The organism is Xenorhabdus mauleonii, from assembly GCF_900113945.1.
GTDB lineage: Bacteria > Pseudomonadota > Gammaproteobacteria > Enterobacterales > Enterobacteriaceae > Xenorhabdus > Xenorhabdus mauleonii.
Genome location: NZ_FORG01000003.1, coordinates 308,227 through 326,917, shown reverse-complemented (window position 1 = coordinate 326,917; position 18,691 = coordinate 308,227). Strand labels below are relative to the sequence as shown.

The window sequence follows — 18,691 nt, the reverse complement described above, 5'->3', positions numbered from 1 at the left end:
CAATAAGGGGCTCCTTGGGTCTAAAATTAACTGACGATATCTTTATTCACTGATTCATCAATGCTGATTGCAGTTTCTTCGGCGGTGACAGACTGAGCCATCAAACCACCCATTTGGGTTTGTGAACCGCTGTATAAATTGTTGGCAAAACTAATCTGATTGGAGGCAAACAGGTTAATCACCGTTGAGCCGAGTTTGAACAGACCCATTTCTTCCCCTTTCTTGAGGGAAACAGCTCCTTCTTGATCGGCTGACGGGTAAGTCCAGCGTTTGATGATACCTTCACGCGGAGGAGTCACACAGCCACTCCAAGCGGTTTCAATGCTGCCTACAATGGTTGCGCCAACCAAAATCTGTACCATTGGGCCGAATGCCGTTTCAAACAAGCAGATAACGCGTTCATTACGTGCAAACAGATTCGGTACATTCGCGGCGGTCAATAGGTTGACTGAAAACAGGTCACCGGGAACATAGATCATTTCTTTGAGCACGCCATCACACGGCATATGGACACGGTGATAATCTTTTGGCGATAGGTAGGTAGTTATAAATTGGCCATTGCTGAATTGCTTGGCCATTTGGTGTTGCCCGGCCAGCAAAGCTTCTACGGTGTAATAATGGCCTTTGGCCTGAATAATTTGATCTTCCCGGATTGCCCCAAGCTGGCTGACAACACCGTCTGCCGGCAGTGCCAACTGATGCGTTCCATCAACAATCGGGCGCATCTCGTCCTTTAAGGGGCGAACAAAAAATTCGTTGAATGTTGAGTAAGCGGTAAACGAAGGATTTTTCGCTTCATTCATATCCACTTTATAGGCTTTAGCAAAAGCCTTGATTGCAAGTTGTGTCAGCCAACCCGCTTTTTTATTGGCGAACCAGCCTGCCAAATTTGTAATGCATTGTTTTGGCAGCAAATATTGTAGTTTGATTTTAATATTATCCAGCACGTCAACCTCTTTGACTTTCTCTTGGCAAATTGGACAAAAGTCTACTATTGTACCTGCCATTATTTTTAATGTCAGGGTCTTGTTAATTATTGTCTTATTTTTCGCCGCCTGTGAAATTTCTGCGCGGTTTAACCTGTGACATACTTTCCAGAATTCGATGGTAATTTTCGAAACGTTCTTCTGCGATGGTGCCTTGTTCCAATGCTTCCCTTAAGGCGCACCCTGGATCATCTTGATGTTTACAATCGCGGAACTTGCACTCGCCTAGGTATTTATGGAACTCAATAAAACCTTGTGTCACTTGCTCTGGCGTTAAATGCCATAATCCGAATTCACGGACACCCGGAGAGTCAATCACATCTCCTCCCTGCGGGAAGTGATAAAGGCGCGCGGTTGTGGTGGTATGTTGGCCCAACCCGGAATTATCAGAGACTTCATTGACCAGAATGTCAGCTTCATCATCCGGCAGGAGCGCATTGAGCAGGCTAGATTTCCCGACTCCGGATTGCCCTGCAAAAATACTGATCTTATCTGCCAGCATTGCCGTCAGTTCAGGCATCCCTTCACCGGTGTAACTGGAAACTTCCAGCACGCGATAGCCGATATCGCGATAAATATCCATCACACTGTTGACCCACTCACGGCTTTCGGCATCAAGCAGATCGATTTTATTGAGTACGATCAAAGGCTCGATATTAATCGTTTCGCATGCGACTAAATAGCGATCGATAATATTCAGTGAGAGTTCAGGCAAGATAGCGGAAACAATCACGATTTGGTTGATATTTGATGCAATGGGTTTTATGCCATCGTAATAATCAGGGCGAGTGAGAACGGAAGTACGCTCATGCACCGCTTCGACAATCCCGTTAATTTTGACGTCAGATTGGCGTTGCAGAGCGGGTCGCCATACAACGCGATCGCCGGTCACCAATGAGGTAATAGTTCTTCTGATGTTGCATCGCTGTACAGAAGAATCTGCGGCCTCAATATCGGCATGCTGGCCGAATCGGCTGATCACCAATCCTTCTTGTGGCTCACCAAACTGGCTGTCATCCATCTCTGGTTTATGGGTATCAACCTTTTTCAGCCTACGCTGATGGTTAGCTTGCACGCGGCGTTGCTGCCCTTTGGAGAGTTTACTTTTAGCCACCGAACCTCACTTATTTCATCTATCTTGCTGATTATCGCTGTGTGTGATCAAAAACGTTATGATACATCACGGATACAGACTACCTGTTTGAAGGAAACTAGGATATATCATGTCAAAAAGTGAGAACAATCTTATCTGGATAGATTTGGAAATGACTGGGTTAGATCCAGAGCGCGATCGCATAATTGAAATTGCGACCATCGTTACTGATTCGGAGTTGAATATCCTTGCGGAAGGGCCTGTGATAGCGGTTCATCAGCCTGATGAACAGTTGGCATTGATGGATGACTGGAATGTCCGGACGCACACTGCCAGCGGGTTGGTTGAACGTGTGAAAAAAAGCCAGTTCGATGATGCCCAGGCTGAAAAAGAGACCATTGCTTTTCTTGAGCAGTGGGTTCCGGCAGGGAAATCCCCCATTTGTGGCAATAGTGTCGGGCAAGATCGTCGTTTTCTGTTCCGTTATATGCCCGAATTGGAAAAATATTTTCACTACCGTTATTTGGATGTCAGTACATTAAAAGAATTGGGACGCCGTTGGAAACCTGAAATGTTCGCGGGATTCAGCAAGAAAAATACCCATCAGGCATTGGATGATATCCGGGAATCCATTGCAGAGCTGGTGTATTACCGCGAGCATTTTATTCAGAAGTAGATGGCCAAAAGCAGAGCACTGCATTTGGTGCCGGGTGTATTGGCATAGTATTTGGGTCGATAACGAAATCTGTGGTTGATGATTAAGCGGATAATTTGCCGATTTAATCATCAATCAGAGAAAAAAACGATTTTTTTGTGTATTAGGGCTTGTCAGAAGAATAATTCCCCGTATAATTCGCTCCCCGTACCGGAGAAGAATTTCAAAAGTACCAAGCAACATACCAAAATATTTCATATCGAAATGTAAGCGGGAATAGCTCAGTTGGTAGAGCACAACCTTGCCAAGGTTGGGGTCGCGAGTTCGAGTCTCGTTTCCCGCTCCAAATCTTAATTTTTTCCATACGTTAAATCTTCAATATCTAAGATAGTTCTCTTAGTCATCAAGACGGCTTCATTGCAATCCTGACTTTGGAAGGTACGAGTGAAAGCAAGGCAAAAATAGCCAGAACTAACCCAATCCACAGTGGTGCAATCAATCCATATCCTGCTCCGATATTTAACCCGCCAGCCCACGCAATAAATAAATGCCAGCCCGCTGTTGACTAATGAGCCTGCATTCGAGACCCGCATCACTCGTGTAATCATTGCTGGACTCATCGGCACACCGACAAGACCGATAACTAAAAAAGCAATGACACTGATGTAGTGATTCTCTGGGAAAAGGGCGAATATCAGCAGTGGCACCAAACACATCCGTCAACGATGACATCATACCTACAACCATAAATTCAGAGGTTGTGAGTGTGAATATAGTCAGCCCAAGTAAATAGATGGTAATGGGTATGCTTTGTTGTTTCGGTACTGATGACCTCATTTCTGATGAGGCTTTCAGGTTTTTTCCTTCAATTGAACTCGATTCGTGATGAGATTTGCCTATTTATTGACAACGATATCTTGGTTTGTAGTGACAGCAATGCTGCAAAATGAATGAGGAAAGTTTCCTGATTGATAAGTTGAAGTATAAAATAAAATGACTTACAAATTTAAAATATTCAATGTAATAATTGAATAATAATTCAATATGCCTTTATCATTTCGTCAATGCCCCGTAATCAACAGCATTCCATTTTTCTTTTTTACGCCATTTAGGATGTATTTTGAGCATTTGGAATTAAGTTGTGTGTAAAAGACTTGCCATCGCTACCAAACAAAGTAATAATAGCGTCCTTCTTATTATTCTTGTAATAGAAAATATTTATTTATCAATGTGTTATAGGCTGTGATTAGCCAACTCTGACACAATGAATTAATAAGAGATGATAGAAATTATCAAAAATGCGGGAATAGCTCAGTTGGTAGAGCACAACCTTGCCAAGGTTGGGGTCGCGAGTTCGAGTCTCGTTTCCCGCTCCAAATTCAGGATTGTAGATTGTATAGAAGCCTGCAATTCCGCAGTAAATACGAAAAAGCGCCTAAAGGCGCTTTTTCGTTTCTTAATTCTCTCTACCGACTTTCACTAGCGCTTAACTGTCATTATTACACCGCCTTTTCCAACTCTTTCAACAATATTTCCTTACGTTCCATCATGTTTTTTATTGCTTTTTGCTTCACATGACCAAAACCACGTACTTGATCGGGAAGCTCTGCGAGTTTCTGACAGGTAGCCAAATTATTGTAGTCCATTTTTCCTATCAAAAAATCAATGAGTTGCTCATATTCGAGAAGCAAATTTCTTTCTTGTTTACGCTCTTCCTGATAACCAAAGACATCGAAAGCTGTACCGCGAAGTGATTTACATCTGGCCAGAAAGCGAAATACAGGAATAATCCACGGGCCATATTCGCTTTTCCCCCGTTGACCTGTGCGGGGATCTTTACGATTAAAAAGAGGCACGCTGAGGTGAAAACGAATGTCATCCGTATTATCAAACTGTGAGCGAAGATTATCGAAGAAACCGGTTTTAGTGTAGAGACGGGCAACTTCATATTCATCTTTATACGCCATCAATTTGAATAAATTTTCAGCAATGGATTTGGTAAGATTTTCTGCATCAATTTGTTGGGTAGCGATCTGAACCTGTGCAATACGGCTGAGATAGCGCATGGCATATTGTTCGTTTTGATATTCAACCAACAATTGATACCTTTCCATAATCAGATCATCTAAATTTTTTATGCTTTCTTTCGGATGAATACCCAGACGTTCCTGCAAAATATCCGGCTGTTCCGCAGCAATGCGACCTATGTGAAAGGCTCTGCGGGCTTTATCGGCGGCATGCCCCAATTCTTGGATGGCAATGTCGATAGAAGATAGCGCGATTGGGAGCTTGCCTTGCTGCCATGCATAACCGATCAACACGATGTTTGTTTGATCTCTGTCCCCCACCAGATGCGAAGCCATGATCTCTGCATCAATTGAGCGCAGTGTTTGGATGTGCTGATGCAGGGTATTAAGCATTTTGGGGTGGTCTAAATCCAATATGGGATCTCTGAGCATCGTGCCGACTTGGGTTTCATGAGTATTCAGTATGCATTTCGTTAAACCCCGTGACATCACTTCCAATGAGTTTTGCCCAGTGGCCGCAACCAAATCAGCCGCAATAACCAGATCAGCCTGCCCCTTATCAATTCTGACTTGATGCAATTTGCTTCTATCGCGGCTTAACCGAACATGGGTTATGGCTTCACCTCCCTTTTGGGCAAAACCAGTAAAATTGAGTAGGCTAACCGAGCAATTATCTATCTGAGCTGCATTTGCCAATAAATGTCCTGCGGTAACAATACCTGTTCCGCCGATACCCACCAATAGGATTTCATAAGGGTTATCCACAGAGGGAAGTATTGGCTGCGGCAATTGGGAAATCATTTTTTCCAGATCATCTGAAGAGATGATTCTGCTGAGATCGGGGCGGGGGTTAGCATTCTCAACCGTGATAAAGCTGGGGCAAAATCCTTTCAGGCAAGATAAATCAGAGTTGCAAACGTGCTGATCTATTTTGCGTTTAGTCCCCAGTGGGGTTTTGGTAGGAATAACGGCAAGGCAGTTCGATTGTACCTGACAATCACCGCATCCTTCACAGACCGATTCGTTAATAACGGCACGGCGCGGCGCTTTTGGAATTAGGCCACGCTTTCTTTTGCGGCGCAGTTCCGTCGCACAGGCCTGCTCATAAATGATCACTGTTACGCCCACTATTTCCCGAAAACGCTTTTGCACATCTTCAAGATAATCTCGGCCATATAGCTTTACCTTAGCCGGAAGGATGTTTTTGTCTTTATATTTACCGAGATCTTCCGTTACGACGGCAACTTCCGATACGCCTTCCGCGAGCATTGAGGAGGCAATTTGCGGGATAGTAATGTTGCCTTCCACTGGTTGCCCGCCGGTCATGGCTACCGCTTCATTAAACAGTAGCTTATAGGTAATGCGGCTTCCCGCTGCTACGGATTGCCGAATGGCCAAGTGACCGGAGTGAAAATAGGTGCCGTCCCCCAGATTTTGAAATACATGGGAGCGGTTAATAAATGGAGAATGGCCTATCCAGTCGACGCCTTCCCCTCCCATCGGCAGGAGGCCGTTTCCTGTGCTGCGATCCATCCAGGCAGCCATGACATGGCATCCGATACCAATTTGAGCATGGCTTCCTTCTGGCAAGCGGGTTGATGTGCTGTGAGGACAGCCTGCGCAGAAATAAGGTGTACGTTTTGGCAAACTGTTATCGTATGTAGTGGTGGCTGCCGACCATTCTAGTGGCACAGAAAGAAACAGGTTGAATTGCTGTAGCCATCCGGCAAGGGGAGCGGCGACACGAGAAGGGCGCAATTCAATGTCCGCTGGCAATAATTTTTGGCCAAGATGATTGTGCTTGCCTATCAACCTGACATTTTTCTCCAACTTAACCAGCTGATGCGAAAGTAATATTTCAACCACAGCGGCTTTTTCTTCAATGACAAAGATATCAGTGACCTGTGTTGCGAGTTCAGCAAGAAGGGGTGACAGGGGATGAACCAGACGGACATGGAGAACCGCGATTCCTTGCTGTGCCAGTTCGTTTGGCGTTATACCGCCGGTGCGCAGAACCTCCATGACATCCTGATGAGCTTTGCCAACCGTGACTAATAAGGCTTTCGGATGTTCACAGGGGGCAAGGAGGAAATCGATGGGATTCAGTCTGGCGAAGTCTTCAATAGCTTTGAGTTTATAGGCTAGGCGTTTTTCAATCTGTGGGCCGGGGAGATCGGGCCAGCGCCAATGAAGCCCGTCAGGCCCGGGATCAACCTGAGGTATTTTATACTCAGGGTATGGCTTACCTACCCGGACTGCGCCACTTTCCACGACCTCACTGATTGCCTTGAATCCAATCCATGCGCCGCTCACGCGGGATGCGGCCCAGCCCCATAAGCCGACATCAATATAATCGGCAACCGATGCCGGATGTAAAATAGGCATACTCCATGACATCAGACTGAGATCGGATTGGTGGGACATCGAAGAGGAGACACAACCGTGGTCATCCCCGACGATAACAAGTACACCACCGTGTGGGGAAGAGCCATAAGCATTGCCATGTTTGAGTGCATCACCGGAGCGATCCACGCCCGGCCCTTTGCCATACCACATCCCGAAAACACCACTGACTTGTTTGTCAGGATCAGTTTCTACTTTTTGCGTGCCTATCAGTGCACTTGCTGCGAGATCTTCATTAATTGCGGGCTGAAAGCGAATATTTGCTTGAATAAGTTCTTTGCTGTGTTGCCATAATACTTGATCTAAACGCGCTAAAGGGGAGCCGCGATAGCCTGAAACAAACCCTGCTGTACTGAGATTGTGGGTTTCATCCATTCCAGCCTGAGCAAGTAAAAGGTCGACCAGAGCTTCTGTGCCTGTAACGAATTTAGAGTGATAATGTCGAGCCATATCTTTGACCCTCTCTGGAGAGAATAATCATCTAAGTTGCTACCAAAATAGATGCTAATCTATTTCCCTAATATACTAACGACAAGCATAAATCTTATTAGATGTAGTTTAAATGTGTTATTTATGTTGCAGGTTAGTTGCTGTTTATTTTAGATAATTGTCTAGATTATGGTACGTATTTTTTGTGTTGAAGGGAGAAAGAGTATCTTTTGAGCGGTTGGCGCGGTTATGCATGTAAAGGACTTGCCATCTTACCGGAACACGTTCATAATGGCGCCCGTTCCTGATATGCAGATTCAAAAAAATCCATTTTGAAACAAACAATCAGACATCTCTGGCTAACACAGCCATCAGCGACGCGGGAATAGCTCAGTTGGTAGAGCACAACCTTGCCAAGGTTGGGGTCGCGAGTTCGAGTCTCGTTTCCCGCTCCAAATCATAAAATTCAAATCTTACAGAAAGTTATCCCCTCACCATAATTCCAGACAGTATTTCCTTATATTCTTTACCGTAGCCAAACTCCATTGAAACCAAATCGCTGGTAGATAGTTTCTATGGCATTTGTCAGGTTCCGCCATCACTGGTTGATATCTTGTGATAATTTGATTTCAGCTTCATTATCTTTCCAACGCAACGTTATCCAATCAATTAATGCTGATATTCGGCTGGGAACATAGTGACTTTTCATTCTCAGCAGATGAACCGGCAACGTCGGTAGCTGCCAGTCAGGTAAGAGTCTGACCAATTTTTTATTGAGAATGGCATCATTGAAAAGCCAGGCGGGGCCGGCATGAATTCCGACGCCATGACATACGGCTTGGTAAATTGCCCCGACGTTATTCAGATAAAAATTACCGGATAGATCTACGTGCTCTACGGCATGCCCACGAGAAAACTGCAAGCGGGTTGGGGAGGTATTCTGATGGAGAGAATAAATCACCGATTTATGATAACTCAGGTCTTGGGGGTGTTCTGGTGTCCCGTGTTTCAGCAAATATTCAGGACTGGCGCACAATACATTCGACATATTGCCCAACTTCTTGGCGATCAAGGTCGAAGCCGGCAGTTCCCCAATACGGATGGCAAGGTCAATGCCTTCTTGCCGAAGATCCAAACACTGATCCGAAAGTACCAAGTCGAAAGTAATATCGGGGTGCCGGAGTTGAAAAATCGTCAGCCATTGCGTGACATAATGTTCCCCGAAATTCACTGGAGCAGTTATTTTGATTTTTCCAGCCAATGATTTATTGCTGATATCACCCAATACACCCTCTATTTCATCCAGCAATGGACGCATTTGTTCATATGCCACGGCTCCTGCCGCTGTCAGACTAAGTTTTCTGGTCGAACGATTGATCAATTGGACTTTGAGCTGATGTTCAAGTGTTGCCAACCGTCGGCTGGCAACAGAAGGATCTATGTGTAAGTCTTTTGCTGCTTTTATCAGGCTGCCTCTTTCAACAATGCGAAAAAAGAGATGCCAGAGTGCCAGATCGTAATTCATGCTATTTCCGCAATTAATATTTGAGCATATAGCAATATTATTGCTGTTTTTACATAAGTAAAATCAAACTTTCGAGAAAGTTTTCTCCTGATTGAAACCTATTGATTGAAATCTATTGACCGAAGGGAATGTATTGAAAGGCATTCCTTGAAAATCATTTATCGAAAGATATTGTGGAGAATGCAACATGCAAATAGTGCAGAAAAAATCATTGAGCCGTTACTGGGTTTTAGCTTCTGTTTGTATGGCCGGGCTTATTCTGCCCTTGGAATATACAGGCCCGGCAATGGCTTTGCCTGCGATCCAAAACGAATTGGGCGGCAGCGGAATTGCGTTATCTTGGGTTATCAATGCATTTGCATTAAGTTTTGGTAGTGCGGTCATGGCTGCGGGAGCATTGGCTGATCAATATGGGCGCAAGAAGATGTTTGTAATAGGCATCACGGGCTTCACGCTCTTTTCGATCATTGTCAGTGTTGCCAGCAATGTCATTTTTCTAGATTTAGTACGGGGTCTCCAAGGTTTTTTTGCCGCCTTAACGATGGCGGGAGGAAATGCATCCTTGGCTCAGGAGTTTGACGGGCGTGCAAGAACCAAGGCTTTTGGATTGCTGGGAACGGCCTTTGGTGCAGGCTTGGCATTCGGGCCGGTGATATCAGGCATTTTGATAGAGATTTTTGGCTGGCGCTCGGTTTTTCTGCTGGGGGCGGTATTCGGTGCCATTGCATTGATAATCGGCGGGTTCCACATGCGGGAATCGCGAGATCCCGATGCGGGCAGGCTTGATATCAAGGGGTTGGTCAGCTTTACATCATTTTTAGTCTTGCTGACATTCGGCATCATGCAAATTCCGCAAAGTGGGATAAGCAGCCTCACTGTTATTTTGCTACTCAGTGCCTCTGTAACAATGTTAGCTATTTTCATTGCCTGTGAGCTAACTCATGCACGTCCAATGTTGGATATTTCCCTATTTCGGATCAAAAGATTTGTGGGAGTACAGTTTCTACCATTGGCAACGGCCATCTGTTTTATTGTTTTGCTGATATTGTTGCCTCTTCGTCTGATTGGCATTGAAGGCTATAACGCAATTCAGGCAGGAGAGATGATAATTGCACTGTCAGCGCCAATGCTTTTTGTGCCTTTCCTGGCGGCCTTGCTGACCCGTTGGATTTCACCTCCGGTACTCTCTTGCATGGGTTTACTGTGTGCAACCATTGGACTAACATGGCTAGCGAATATGGCTGTTGGCTCCGAACCCACCATGTGGATATTTCCACTATTGTTGATTGGTATTGGCACGGGTTTTCCTTGGGGGTTGATGGATGATCTTTCAATCCGGGTCGTTCCGATTGAACGGGCGGGGATGGCGACAGGCATTTTCACGACAATGCGAGCTTGTGGTGAAGCAATAAGTGTGGCGGGATCACTGGCAATGTTAAATTCCCTTCTGCACGTGGGCTTGCGACAGGCTTCCCTTCAACCGTCAAATAATGTGATTTCGGCAGCAGCAAATAATCTGACAACGGGAAATTTTGAGCATGCCAAAGGACTGTTTGCCCATTTATCAGAACAGGACTTGATGGCCATTTATAGTGATGCGTTTAGCCTTCTGCTTTATGCCTTGGTGGGAATAACATTATTGGCTGCCGTTATTTGTTTTTTGGCTTTGAGAGATGATCGTATAGATATACGTTCAAATTAATGTACATATTAATAAAGCTATTATAATAACTTTGCTTGGGAATGTTATTATGAAAACGAATTTATTTCCATCAGCGGAACAATCATATTCTGCCCCAAAACTTATTCCGATATCAGACGTGCTATCGTCTGAGGAAACCACTTCAAGTGCATTAAAGACGATTGCTCAATGGAGCATTGATTACTTATGTCATCCACATCCGGAATTAGGTAGAGCAGGCGTTGTTTGCCCCTATACGCCTATTTCCATTAAAAAGAAAACATTTTGGCTTACTGAAATAAAAACCGAAGGACGAAAAGAGGAGGATATTAAACAAGATATTATCAGTCTTGCTTATCTATTTCATAAGCAAGAGCCACAGGAAGGTGAAGACGCCCAATTTAAGACGATTGTGAGCGTATGGAGTGATATCTCAGTAAAGGCGCTGGCTCGTTTTCATCAGGAAATGAAACCAGTATTTTTACATGAGGGGTTAATGTTTGGTGAATTTTTTAGCTCTTGTAAAAAAAGAGGATTATGGAATGCTAATTTTTACCCTTTACGTTCTCCCATACCACTATTAGCCATCAGGGAAATATTGGAAGCAGATATCGTATTTCTTTCAGAATCAATGGAATTTGTCGAAGAATATATTAATAAATATGGTGAGCGTGGCGTGAATTCCATAAAACACATCTTAAATAGCGAGAGAAAATCATCGTTGGATAATGAGCGAATTACTGTATTGGAAAAGTACCTAATGTACCAATAGTATTTTGAATCGATAATTATGATTTGAGGGTAACCGTCATGTTTAAATCTTTGCCGGAACCTTGGCGTATTAAAATGGTTGAACCAATAAGAGTGACAACTAAAGCTCAACGTCAACATGCATTAATAGAAGCGGGATTGAATCCTTTTCTCTTAAAAGCAGAAGATGTATTTATAGATTTACTTACCGATAGCGGTACTGGCGCCATGAGTGACAGGCAATGGGCCAACCTATTTTTGGGTGATGAATCTTACGCAGGAAGTAAAAGTTATTATCAATTATCGCAGGTTGTTAAAGAGATATTTGATTATCAATATACTATCCCAGTGCATCAGGGGCGGGGAGCAGAACAAATCCTGTTTCCAGTCCTTGTTGAGTTAGCCAAGGAAAAAGGCGTTACTGAGCCAGTATTCTTGTCCAATCACCATTTTGAAACCGCACAAGCCCATATCGAGTTATCAGGAGGCAAGGCTAAAAATTATATTTGCTCTTCTTCTTTACAGACAGAAATTGCAGATGACTGGAAGGGTAATTTTGATTTAAATGCACTAGCCAATGAAATTAAAAACAATAAGAAGAATATTGTCGCCATTATTATAACAATTACCTGTAATAGTGTAGGTGGACAACCGATTTCCATGGAAAATATTCGTGCTGCGGCAAAAATGGCCCACGATGCGGGTATTCTTGTTATTATTGATGCCGCGCGATTTTCAGAAAATGCTTATTTCATCAAACAAAGAGAGAGTGAGTTTTTTAATCAGAGCATATCTCAAATAGTTAAAGAAATGTTTAGTGAAGCAGATATATTTACGATGTCAGCCAAAAAAGATGGCATGGTGAATATTGGCGGCTTATGTTGTTTCCGTAATGATGCTTTTCTATTTAAACAAGTTCAGCTTAGATGTGTGCCCATGGAAGGGTTTGTGACATACGGAGGGCTGGCAGGACGAGACATGGCCGCTATGGCTATCGGGTTGCAGGAAGCATTGAATGAAGATCATTTGCGGAGCCGAATCGGGCAAGTTGAATATCTGGGCAATCAATTACAACAGGCAGGTATTCCTATCCAAACTCCTGTCGGGGGGCATGCTGTATATGTTGATGCACGTAAAATACTGCCTGATATTAAACCGGAGAATTTCCCCGCCTTGGCGCTGTGTAATGCCTTGTATTTGGAAGGCGGCATTAGATCAATTGAAATAGGTTCGTTAATCATGGGAAGAAACCCGATTACCGGGATACAGGAGCCGTCTTTGTTTGAGTTCATGAGATTAGCTATCCCACGCCGAACGTATACTGATAATCATATGAGTTATGTCGCGGATTCGCTGATTGAAGTGGTGAAAAAGGCGAATATGATAAAACCGCTTGAATTTGTGTATGAACCTAAAATATTAAGGCTATTTACTTCTCGGTTCAGGGAAATTGAACGTTAATGAAAAATCAGCAAAAGCAATAAGTGCCAGTGAAAAAACATTGGCACTATTTAAATTAGAAGATAATTAAATTGAAATATAGCGCACATAAAAACGATAACCTCCATTGATTAAATTAACCCACCTATTATTCACGATCACGATGGTATTGGAATTTGATATCGCTTTTTCAATTAATTCACCGGAATATATTTCAGCGCATTGAAAAGTCATTTTTTTAGCACCAAAAAGGCAGTATTCCCGTTTATTAGTGATACCAATAGATTCTCTCCTTTTGTGATATTCAATTGATGTATTTTTGTCATATTTTCCCTTGGTAGGGCGGTTATCGTTTTATTAATCACAGGTGCTAATTAAAAATCTCTTTTCTTAACCTTTAAAACTCGTAGCTGGCGATAGGAGTATGGAAGAGATGATAAGAACCGGAGAAAAGTATCTTAATGATCTGCGTGATGGGCGAACCATTTTTATTAATGGTGAGAAAATCACAAATCATGTAGATCATCCTGCGTTTAAAAATGCGATCAGGTCGGTTGCAAATTTATATGATTATAAAGTTGCCCATGCCGATACGATGACTTTTAAGACGGAAACCGGTGATCAGATGAGCCTGTACTGGCAATTGCCGTCCACACCGGAAAAATTAATTGCCCGTGGTCATGCCGCGTATGAATGGGCTAAGCAAACAATGGGCTGGCTGGGAAGAAGCCCCGATTATGTTGCATCGGCGCTGACAGGAATGATGACGCATATTGAGCTGTTTGAGTCTTACTCACAGGAACGTGCTGATGCTTTGCGAAATTATTTTTCCTATGTGAGTGAAAATGATCTCTATTTGGCTTATGCGCTGATTAATCCGCAGGGCGATCGTTCAAAAACTCCCGGCGAGCACACGAAAAATCTATATCACACGCTGGGTGTCGTGGAAAAGAATGCGAAGGGCATTGTTGTCAGAGGCACAAAAATGCTGGCAACGGGGGCGGTTCTGGCAGACGAGGTGCTGGTTGGTTCACACAAGCCACTTAAGCAGGGTATTGATGAGCGATATGCGCTCTCTTTTGCCCTGCCGCTCAATACGAAAGGTATCAAAATCCTTTCAAGGAAATCGTACGAATCCGGGGTAAACCCGAAGGATTATCCGATATCGTCTCGGTTCGATGAAACTGATTCGATGATCTATTTTGATGACGTGCTGGTGCCGTGGGAAAGAGTCTTTGTTCTTGAAGACATTGAGATGGTTGTCGATCAGCTAAGGTTAACGGTGTCAGAAGCGATGATGGATATCCAGAGTTTGGCCCGTTATGCGGTGAAATTACATTTTCTGGCGGGGCTGGCTCAATCCATGGTTGAAGTAAACGGCGTTGCCCAAATCCCCGCCGTCAAGGAATCTCTCGGCCAGTTGGCCTGTTATGCAATGCATGTTGAGACTCTGTTCAATAGCGCACTCCATTGCCCAAAATTTCATAACGGGTTTTATTTACCGGATAAAACGCAGCTTGATACGTATCGTGTCATCTCGCAGTCAACATATCCAAAGGTACTGGAAATTATCAGAAAACTGGCAGGTGGTGGTGTTCTAATGTTGCCATCAAGTGAAGCTGATTTAGAAAATGAAGAAATTTTAAACATCATTGAAAAGGCTCAATATTCGTCTATCGTTTCTCCGGTCGAAAGAGTCAGGATGATGAAATTGGTGTGGGATGTTATTGGATCGGAGTTTGCGTCAAGGCATCACCAATATGAGCTGTTTTATGCAGGTGCCGCTTATCAGACGCTGGGGCGTCTTTATAATCAATATGATTGGGGAGCCTCGCGAGAGTTGGTTGAAAAAATTAAAACGCTCTGAGCGGGTGTTTAACGCGTATCATCGCAATGACGCTTGGAAGGAAAGAGTGCCAGCATGCTGATGTTGGCACTGACTTATTCTAAATACTCCAACAAAAACAGCCGAAATAAATTGTCGATAAAGCGCTTGCTATCCTGCATCAACAAGTCCATAATGCCGCCTCATTTTTGAAGTGGCAGGGGAAAATTTCTCCACCGGCATCCAGAATGGGTGTATGTTTTTTTGTGTCACTGCTGATATCTGACGTTTTCTACTAAAATTCAATTCCTATTTTTTATCCACAATATTAAAGATTGCTGCTGTATTGGGCTAGCTGGTAACGCTCAACTTGTTGCACAGAGTTATCCACAGGAACCATTCCTGTATTCTAATTTTTTAATTTATTTTTCCAAAAAGTAATTTCTTTTTAACTTATTGATAAATTAACTTTATTGACTTTATTTATATAACTCATTGATTGATATTTATGCTGTATTTGTTTCTTGATCAGAAACACATTTTTATTTTATTCACAAGGAAACAGAAGCGCTTTTTAATAACAAATCGGCGTGGTTGATTATTAAGCATCTCTTGGGAGTCCTTTGGTAATTGCACGTATCAACCGTTTTTGTTGTGACGTTTGAACTTCAATTGCCTGACTATTACGGCGGGTTATTTGCTGTTCAATAGCCCAGTGGATATGTTCATCCAAAACATCACTTAAGCCGATTCTTTTCTCCAACGCCAATACAATATTATCTTGATAAGGGGCGTTGCCCAATGCGACAGAAATATTACGTAGCCAGCGCAAATAACCAATTCGGCGAATTGCAGAACCTTCCGTAATACGCAGGAATTTTTCTTCACTCCAATTAAATAGATCCAATAATTCCGGAGTATGCAACGCAGCACGGGGGCTAAAATCGGTTTCATCAGTCAACTGTGAGAAACGGTTCCAAGGGCAAATTAGCTGGCAATCGTCACAACCATAAATCCGGTTACCCATTAACGGACGAAATTCTTCTGGTATTACACCTTCAAGTTCTATCGTCAGATAGGAAATACAGCGTCGGGCATCAATCGTATATGGCTCAACAATTGCGCCGGTCGGGCAAGTGGTCATGCAAGCAACACAACGCCCACATTGCTCTTCTTGGGGAGCGTCAACAGGCAGAGGAAGATCAATCAGCAATTCGCCAAGGAAAAACCAAGAGCCAGATTCTCGATTCAATATTAGTGAGTGTTTACCTACCCAACCAAGTCCGGCTTTTGCTGCCAACGGACGCTCCATGATCGGCGCAGAATCGACAAAAGGACGAAAATTCAGAGTTCCCTGATAGTCATGGGAGGTGCAATAGTTTTGTATTTGATCACCCAGTTTTTTGAGACGTTGGCGCAGGAGTTTATGGTAATCTCTGCCCAGCGAATATCGGCTGACATATCCCATTTGCGGATTATTCAATGTGCTGGCAAACGCTGCCTTTGCGGGCAAATAATTCATGCGTACGCTGATGACCCGCAGGGTTCCGGGCAGTAATTCGTGAGGCCGGGCGCGCATCATGCCGTGGCGTGCCATCCAGTCCATTTCGCCGTGGTATTGTTTATCAAGCCACTGCTGTAGCCTGGGTTCTTCTGTTGATAAATCAGTGTCACAGATGCCAACTTGCTGGAAACCAAGGGAAATGCCCCATTGTTTAATGTTTGCAGCCAGAAGGTTCAGATCGAGAGGGGTTGCCATGGAATATCAGTTTACTGCTAAAAAAGGAAACGTAGCTTAACATAATGTGATGTGAATGCTGTAGATTGAATAGAAAAAATACAGTGTCGCGGCATTAACACGATGACGATATTCAATGATAATGTCTGGGTTATGTCACGGTTATTCGTTAAGCTACTTAATAAATAAGCCCATTTTTCAGGGCATCATTCAATAAATAAAAATAGATATTTTTCGATGAAAGAACTCGTTTTATCACTTCCAAATGAAAATGCCACAGTTGCATTGGGTAATGCAGTGGCGGCAATCAGCAATCGCGGCTATGTTATTTATTTATATGGTGATCTCGGTGCCGGGAAAACCACTTTTAGCCGTGGTTTCTTGCAGGCTCTCGGTCATCAGGGACATGTAAAAAGCCCGACTTATACGCTGGTCGAACCTTATGCTTTACAGCCACGCCCTGTCTATCACTTTGACCTTTACCGCTTGGCAGATCCTGAAGAGCTGGAGTTTATGGGGATCCGTGATTATTTCCATCAGGATGCCATTTGCTTAGTGGAATGGCCCCAGCAAGGCGAAGGCGTTTTACCGAATGCGGATATTGAGCTGTACTTGAGTTATGACAATGAAGGGCGACAGGCGCGTTTTGTCGCGTTATCTGAATATGGTGAAAGTTTGTTGGATAATTTGAAGTCCTGATGAAGGAATACCCGACCATGCTGAATGCCTTTTTCGTGAATGTCTTTTTTGTGAGCACTTCTTTTGTGAACACTTTTTTTGTGAACATACGCAAAAAATGGCTTGCCCATTGGGTGATAGCCTGTGCTTTGTTTGTCATGTTGAGTCAGTTGGTGGCGACGACGGCCTCAGCAGCAACTTTGTCTGATGTTCATGTAAACAATAGCCCATCTGAAGCTACCGTCACGTTGGAGTTTACCGGCGGGCATCCTGATTATCGTTTTTTCCCCCTGAATTCCCCTGAACGGTTGGTGGTCGATATTCGCCAATCCGGCAAAATTGCAGGATTGCCGATGCATCTATCAGGGCAGAATTTAGTAAAGCAAGTTCGCTCCAGCCGGCCACCAGATGCTCAACATCAGCGAATTGTGCTGGAATTGGAGCATAAAGCTACAGCAAGTTCTGTGGTGAAAAATTCGGCGGGTAAATCTCAGGTTGTGCTGACATTGAAAGCCAATGGTTCAGTGAATAAACCATCCATTTTCAGGAATAACAATGCTCAAAATGAAAGTGAGCGTTCGCTTACAAATCAAGCCCAGATAACATCGCCGGAGACAAAAAAACCGGTATCAAATCACCATGAGCAAAATGCGAAAGCCTCGGCTGTCCAAACAACAAAGGGAAAAGGCATACTCCCGATTGTGATTGCGATTGATGCGGGACATGGAGGGCAAGATCCCGGAGCTATTGGCCAAAAGGGATTAAAGGAAAAAGAGGTCACTATTCATGTGTCGCGTAAACTGGAAGCGCTTTTGCGTGATGACCCGATGTTTAAGCCTGTCTTGACGCGCAATGGTGACTATTTTATCTCGGTAGCCGGGCGTTCTGAGGTTGCCCGTAAGCACAAGGCCAATATGCTGATATCAATCCATGCAGATGCGGCCCCTAATCGCAGTGCTAAAGGCGCATCTGTCTGGGTGCTTTCGAATCGCCGTGCAAACAGTGAATTGGGCAGTTGGCTGGAGCAACATGAAAAACAATCAGAATTATTGGGCGGGGCGGGAGATGCACTTGCCAATGGTTCAGATCCGTTTCTGAGTCAAGCGGTGCTGGATTTACAATTCGGACATTCTCAACGGGTTGGCTATGATGTTGCTGTGCAGGTATTGAATCAACTTACCAGAATAGGTTCTTTGCACAAGAGAATGCCGGAACATGCAAGCCTCGGTGTTTTGCGCTCACCGGATATTCCATCCATCTTGGTGGAAACGGGCTTTATCAGCAATTTGTCTGAAGAAGAATTATTGGGTTCCAACCAATATCAGGAAAAACTGGCTCAAGCTATTCATTTGGGATTGCGCCACTATTTTCAGGCCAATCCATTGCAGAAAGCCCCAAAATAATCAGTATCTACCGATAAAAGCAGGCTTGGAAATAGGCTAGGTTTTGAAATAGCAATCG

General features: G+C 43.8%; 13 protein-coding genes and 3 tRNA genes. 10 read left to right on the top strand and 6 right to left on the bottom strand.

What is annotated here, in order from left to right:
* Positions 1-26 precede the first annotated feature (26 nt).
* Both asd and rsgA read right to left on the bottom strand, forming a co-directional pair.
* A complete protein-coding gene (asd, locus tag BM100_RS04535; protein WP_092508503.1) occupies positions 27-944 on the bottom strand; it encodes an archaetidylserine decarboxylase in 918 nt (305 codons plus the stop codon).
* Positions 945-1,041: 97 nt separating this feature from the next.
* Positions 1,042-2,100: a small ribosomal subunit biogenesis GTPase RsgA gene (gene rsgA / locus BM100_RS04530; RefSeq protein WP_092508357.1), complete on the bottom strand. Its 1,059-nt coding sequence runs from the start codon at positions 2,098-2,100 to the stop codon at positions 1,042-1,044.
* A gap of 109 nt (positions 2,101-2,209) precedes the next feature.
* Between rsgA and orn the strand changes: the two genes are divergently transcribed.
* Positions 2,210-2,755: an oligoribonuclease gene (gene orn, locus BM100_RS04525; RefSeq protein ID WP_092508355.1), complete on the top strand. Its 546-nt coding sequence runs from the start codon at positions 2,210-2,212 to the stop codon at positions 2,753-2,755.
* Between the two features lie 249 nt (positions 2,756-3,004).
* A tRNA-Gly gene (locus BM100_RS04520) sits at positions 3,005-3,080 on the top strand.
* 4 nt (positions 3,081-3,084) lie between these two features.
* On the opposite strand, the gene BM100_RS04515 is transcribed toward BM100_RS04520, so the two are convergent.
* On the bottom strand, positions 3,085-3,441 hold the full coding sequence (locus BM100_RS04515) for a hypothetical protein (protein ID WP_092508353.1): 357 nt from the start codon (positions 3,439-3,441) through the stop codon (positions 3,085-3,087).
* A 593-nt stretch (positions 3,442-4,034) separates the two neighbouring features.
* Between BM100_RS04515 and BM100_RS04510 the strand changes: the two genes are divergently transcribed.
* A tRNA-Gly gene (locus BM100_RS04510) sits at positions 4,035-4,110 on the top strand.
* A gap of 123 nt (positions 4,111-4,233) precedes the next feature.
* On the opposite strand, the gene BM100_RS04505 is transcribed toward BM100_RS04510, so the two are convergent.
* A complete protein-coding gene (locus BM100_RS04505; RefSeq protein WP_092508351.1) occupies positions 4,234-7,614 on the bottom strand; it encodes an indolepyruvate ferredoxin oxidoreductase family protein in 3,381 nt (1,126 codons plus the stop codon).
* A gap of 358 nt (positions 7,615-7,972) precedes the next feature.
* Between BM100_RS04505 and BM100_RS04500 the strand changes: the two genes are divergently transcribed.
* Positions 7,973-8,048, top strand: a tRNA-Gly gene (locus BM100_RS04500).
* A 143-nt stretch (positions 8,049-8,191) separates the two neighbouring features.
* On the opposite strand, the gene BM100_RS04495 is transcribed toward BM100_RS04500, so the two are convergent.
* On the bottom strand, positions 8,192-9,118 hold the full coding sequence (locus BM100_RS04495; RefSeq protein WP_092508349.1) for a LysR family transcriptional regulator: 927 nt from the start codon (positions 9,116-9,118) through the stop codon (positions 8,192-8,194).
* Between the two features lie 187 nt (positions 9,119-9,305).
* On the opposite strand from BM100_RS04495, the gene BM100_RS04490 reads away from it, so the two are divergent.
* The 4 genes from BM100_RS04490 (at position 9,306) to BM100_RS04475 (ending at position 14,856) form a co-directional block, all read left to right on the top strand.
* Entirely contained in the window at positions 9,306-10,820 is a 1,515-nt protein-coding gene (locus BM100_RS04490; RefSeq protein WP_175494909.1) for an MFS transporter, read from the top strand.
* Between the two features lie 49 nt (positions 10,821-10,869).
* Positions 10,870-11,571, top strand: coding sequence for a DUF6875 domain-containing protein (locus tag BM100_RS04485; RefSeq protein WP_092508347.1), 702 nt, complete (start codon positions 10,870-10,872; stop codon positions 11,569-11,571).
* A 38-nt stretch (positions 11,572-11,609) separates the two neighbouring features.
* Positions 11,610-13,010: a tryptophanase gene (locus BM100_RS04480; RefSeq protein ID WP_092508345.1), complete on the top strand. Its 1,401-nt coding sequence runs from the start codon at positions 11,610-11,612 to the stop codon at positions 13,008-13,010.
* A 403-nt stretch (positions 13,011-13,413) separates the two neighbouring features.
* A complete protein-coding gene (locus tag BM100_RS04475) occupies positions 13,414-14,856 on the top strand; it encodes a 4-hydroxyphenylacetate 3-hydroxylase family protein (protein ID WP_244590606.1) in 1,443 nt (480 codons plus the stop codon).
* 559 nt (positions 14,857-15,415) lie between these two features.
* On the opposite strand, the gene queG is transcribed toward BM100_RS04475, so the two are convergent.
* On the bottom strand, positions 15,416-16,573 hold the full coding sequence (gene queG, locus BM100_RS04470) for a tRNA epoxyqueuosine(34) reductase QueG (RefSeq protein ID WP_092508341.1): 1,158 nt from the start codon (positions 16,571-16,573) through the stop codon (positions 15,416-15,418).
* A 216-nt stretch (positions 16,574-16,789) separates the two neighbouring features.
* Here queG and tsaE point away from each other — a divergent pair, with 216 nt between their 5' ends.
* Positions 16,790-17,251 (top strand): tRNA (adenosine(37)-N6)-threonylcarbamoyltransferase complex ATPase subunit type 1 TsaE, encoded by a 462-nt coding sequence (gene tsaE / locus BM100_RS04465; protein WP_092508339.1) that lies wholly within the window; start codon positions 16,790-16,792, stop codon positions 17,249-17,251.
* 86 nt (positions 17,252-17,337) lie between these two features.
* Entirely contained in the window at positions 17,338-18,633 is a 1,296-nt protein-coding gene (gene amiB / locus BM100_RS04460) for an N-acetylmuramoyl-L-alanine amidase AmiB (RefSeq protein WP_420855310.1), read from the top strand.
* The last annotated feature ends 58 nt before the right edge of the window (positions 18,634-18,691 follow it).

What these genes read in the sequence shown, in the direction of transcription:
- orn (WP_092508355.1), top strand. Translation starts at nt 2,210, where the DNA reads ATGTCAAAAAGTGAGAACAATCTTATCTGGATAGATTTGGAAATGACT.
- BM100_RS04505 (WP_092508351.1), bottom strand. Translation starts at nt 7,614, where the DNA reads ATGGCTCGACATTATCACTCTAAATTCGTTACAGGCACAGAAGCTCTG.
- BM100_RS04495 (WP_092508349.1), bottom strand. Translation starts at nt 9,118, where the DNA reads ATGAATTACGATCTGGCACTCTGGCATCTCTTTTTTCGCATTGTTGAA.
- BM100_RS04490 (WP_175494909.1), top strand. Translation starts at nt 9,306, where the DNA reads ATGCAAATAGTGCAGAAAAAATCATTGAGCCGTTACTGGGTTTTAGCT.
- BM100_RS04485 (WP_092508347.1), top strand. Translation starts at nt 10,870, where the DNA reads ATGAAAACGAATTTATTTCCATCAGCGGAACAATCATATTCTGCCCCA.
- BM100_RS04480 (WP_092508345.1), top strand. Translation starts at nt 11,610, where the DNA reads ATGTTTAAATCTTTGCCGGAACCTTGGCGTATTAAAATGGTTGAACCA.
- BM100_RS04475 (WP_244590606.1), top strand. Translation starts at nt 13,414, where the DNA reads ATGGAAGAGATGATAAGAACCGGAGAAAAGTATCTTAATGATCTGCGT.
- queG (WP_092508341.1), bottom strand. Translation starts at nt 16,573, where the DNA reads ATGGCAACCCCTCTCGATCTGAACCTTCTGGCTGCAAACATTAAACAA.
- tsaE (WP_092508339.1), top strand. Translation starts at nt 16,790, where the DNA reads ATGAAAGAACTCGTTTTATCACTTCCAAATGAAAATGCCACAGTTGCA.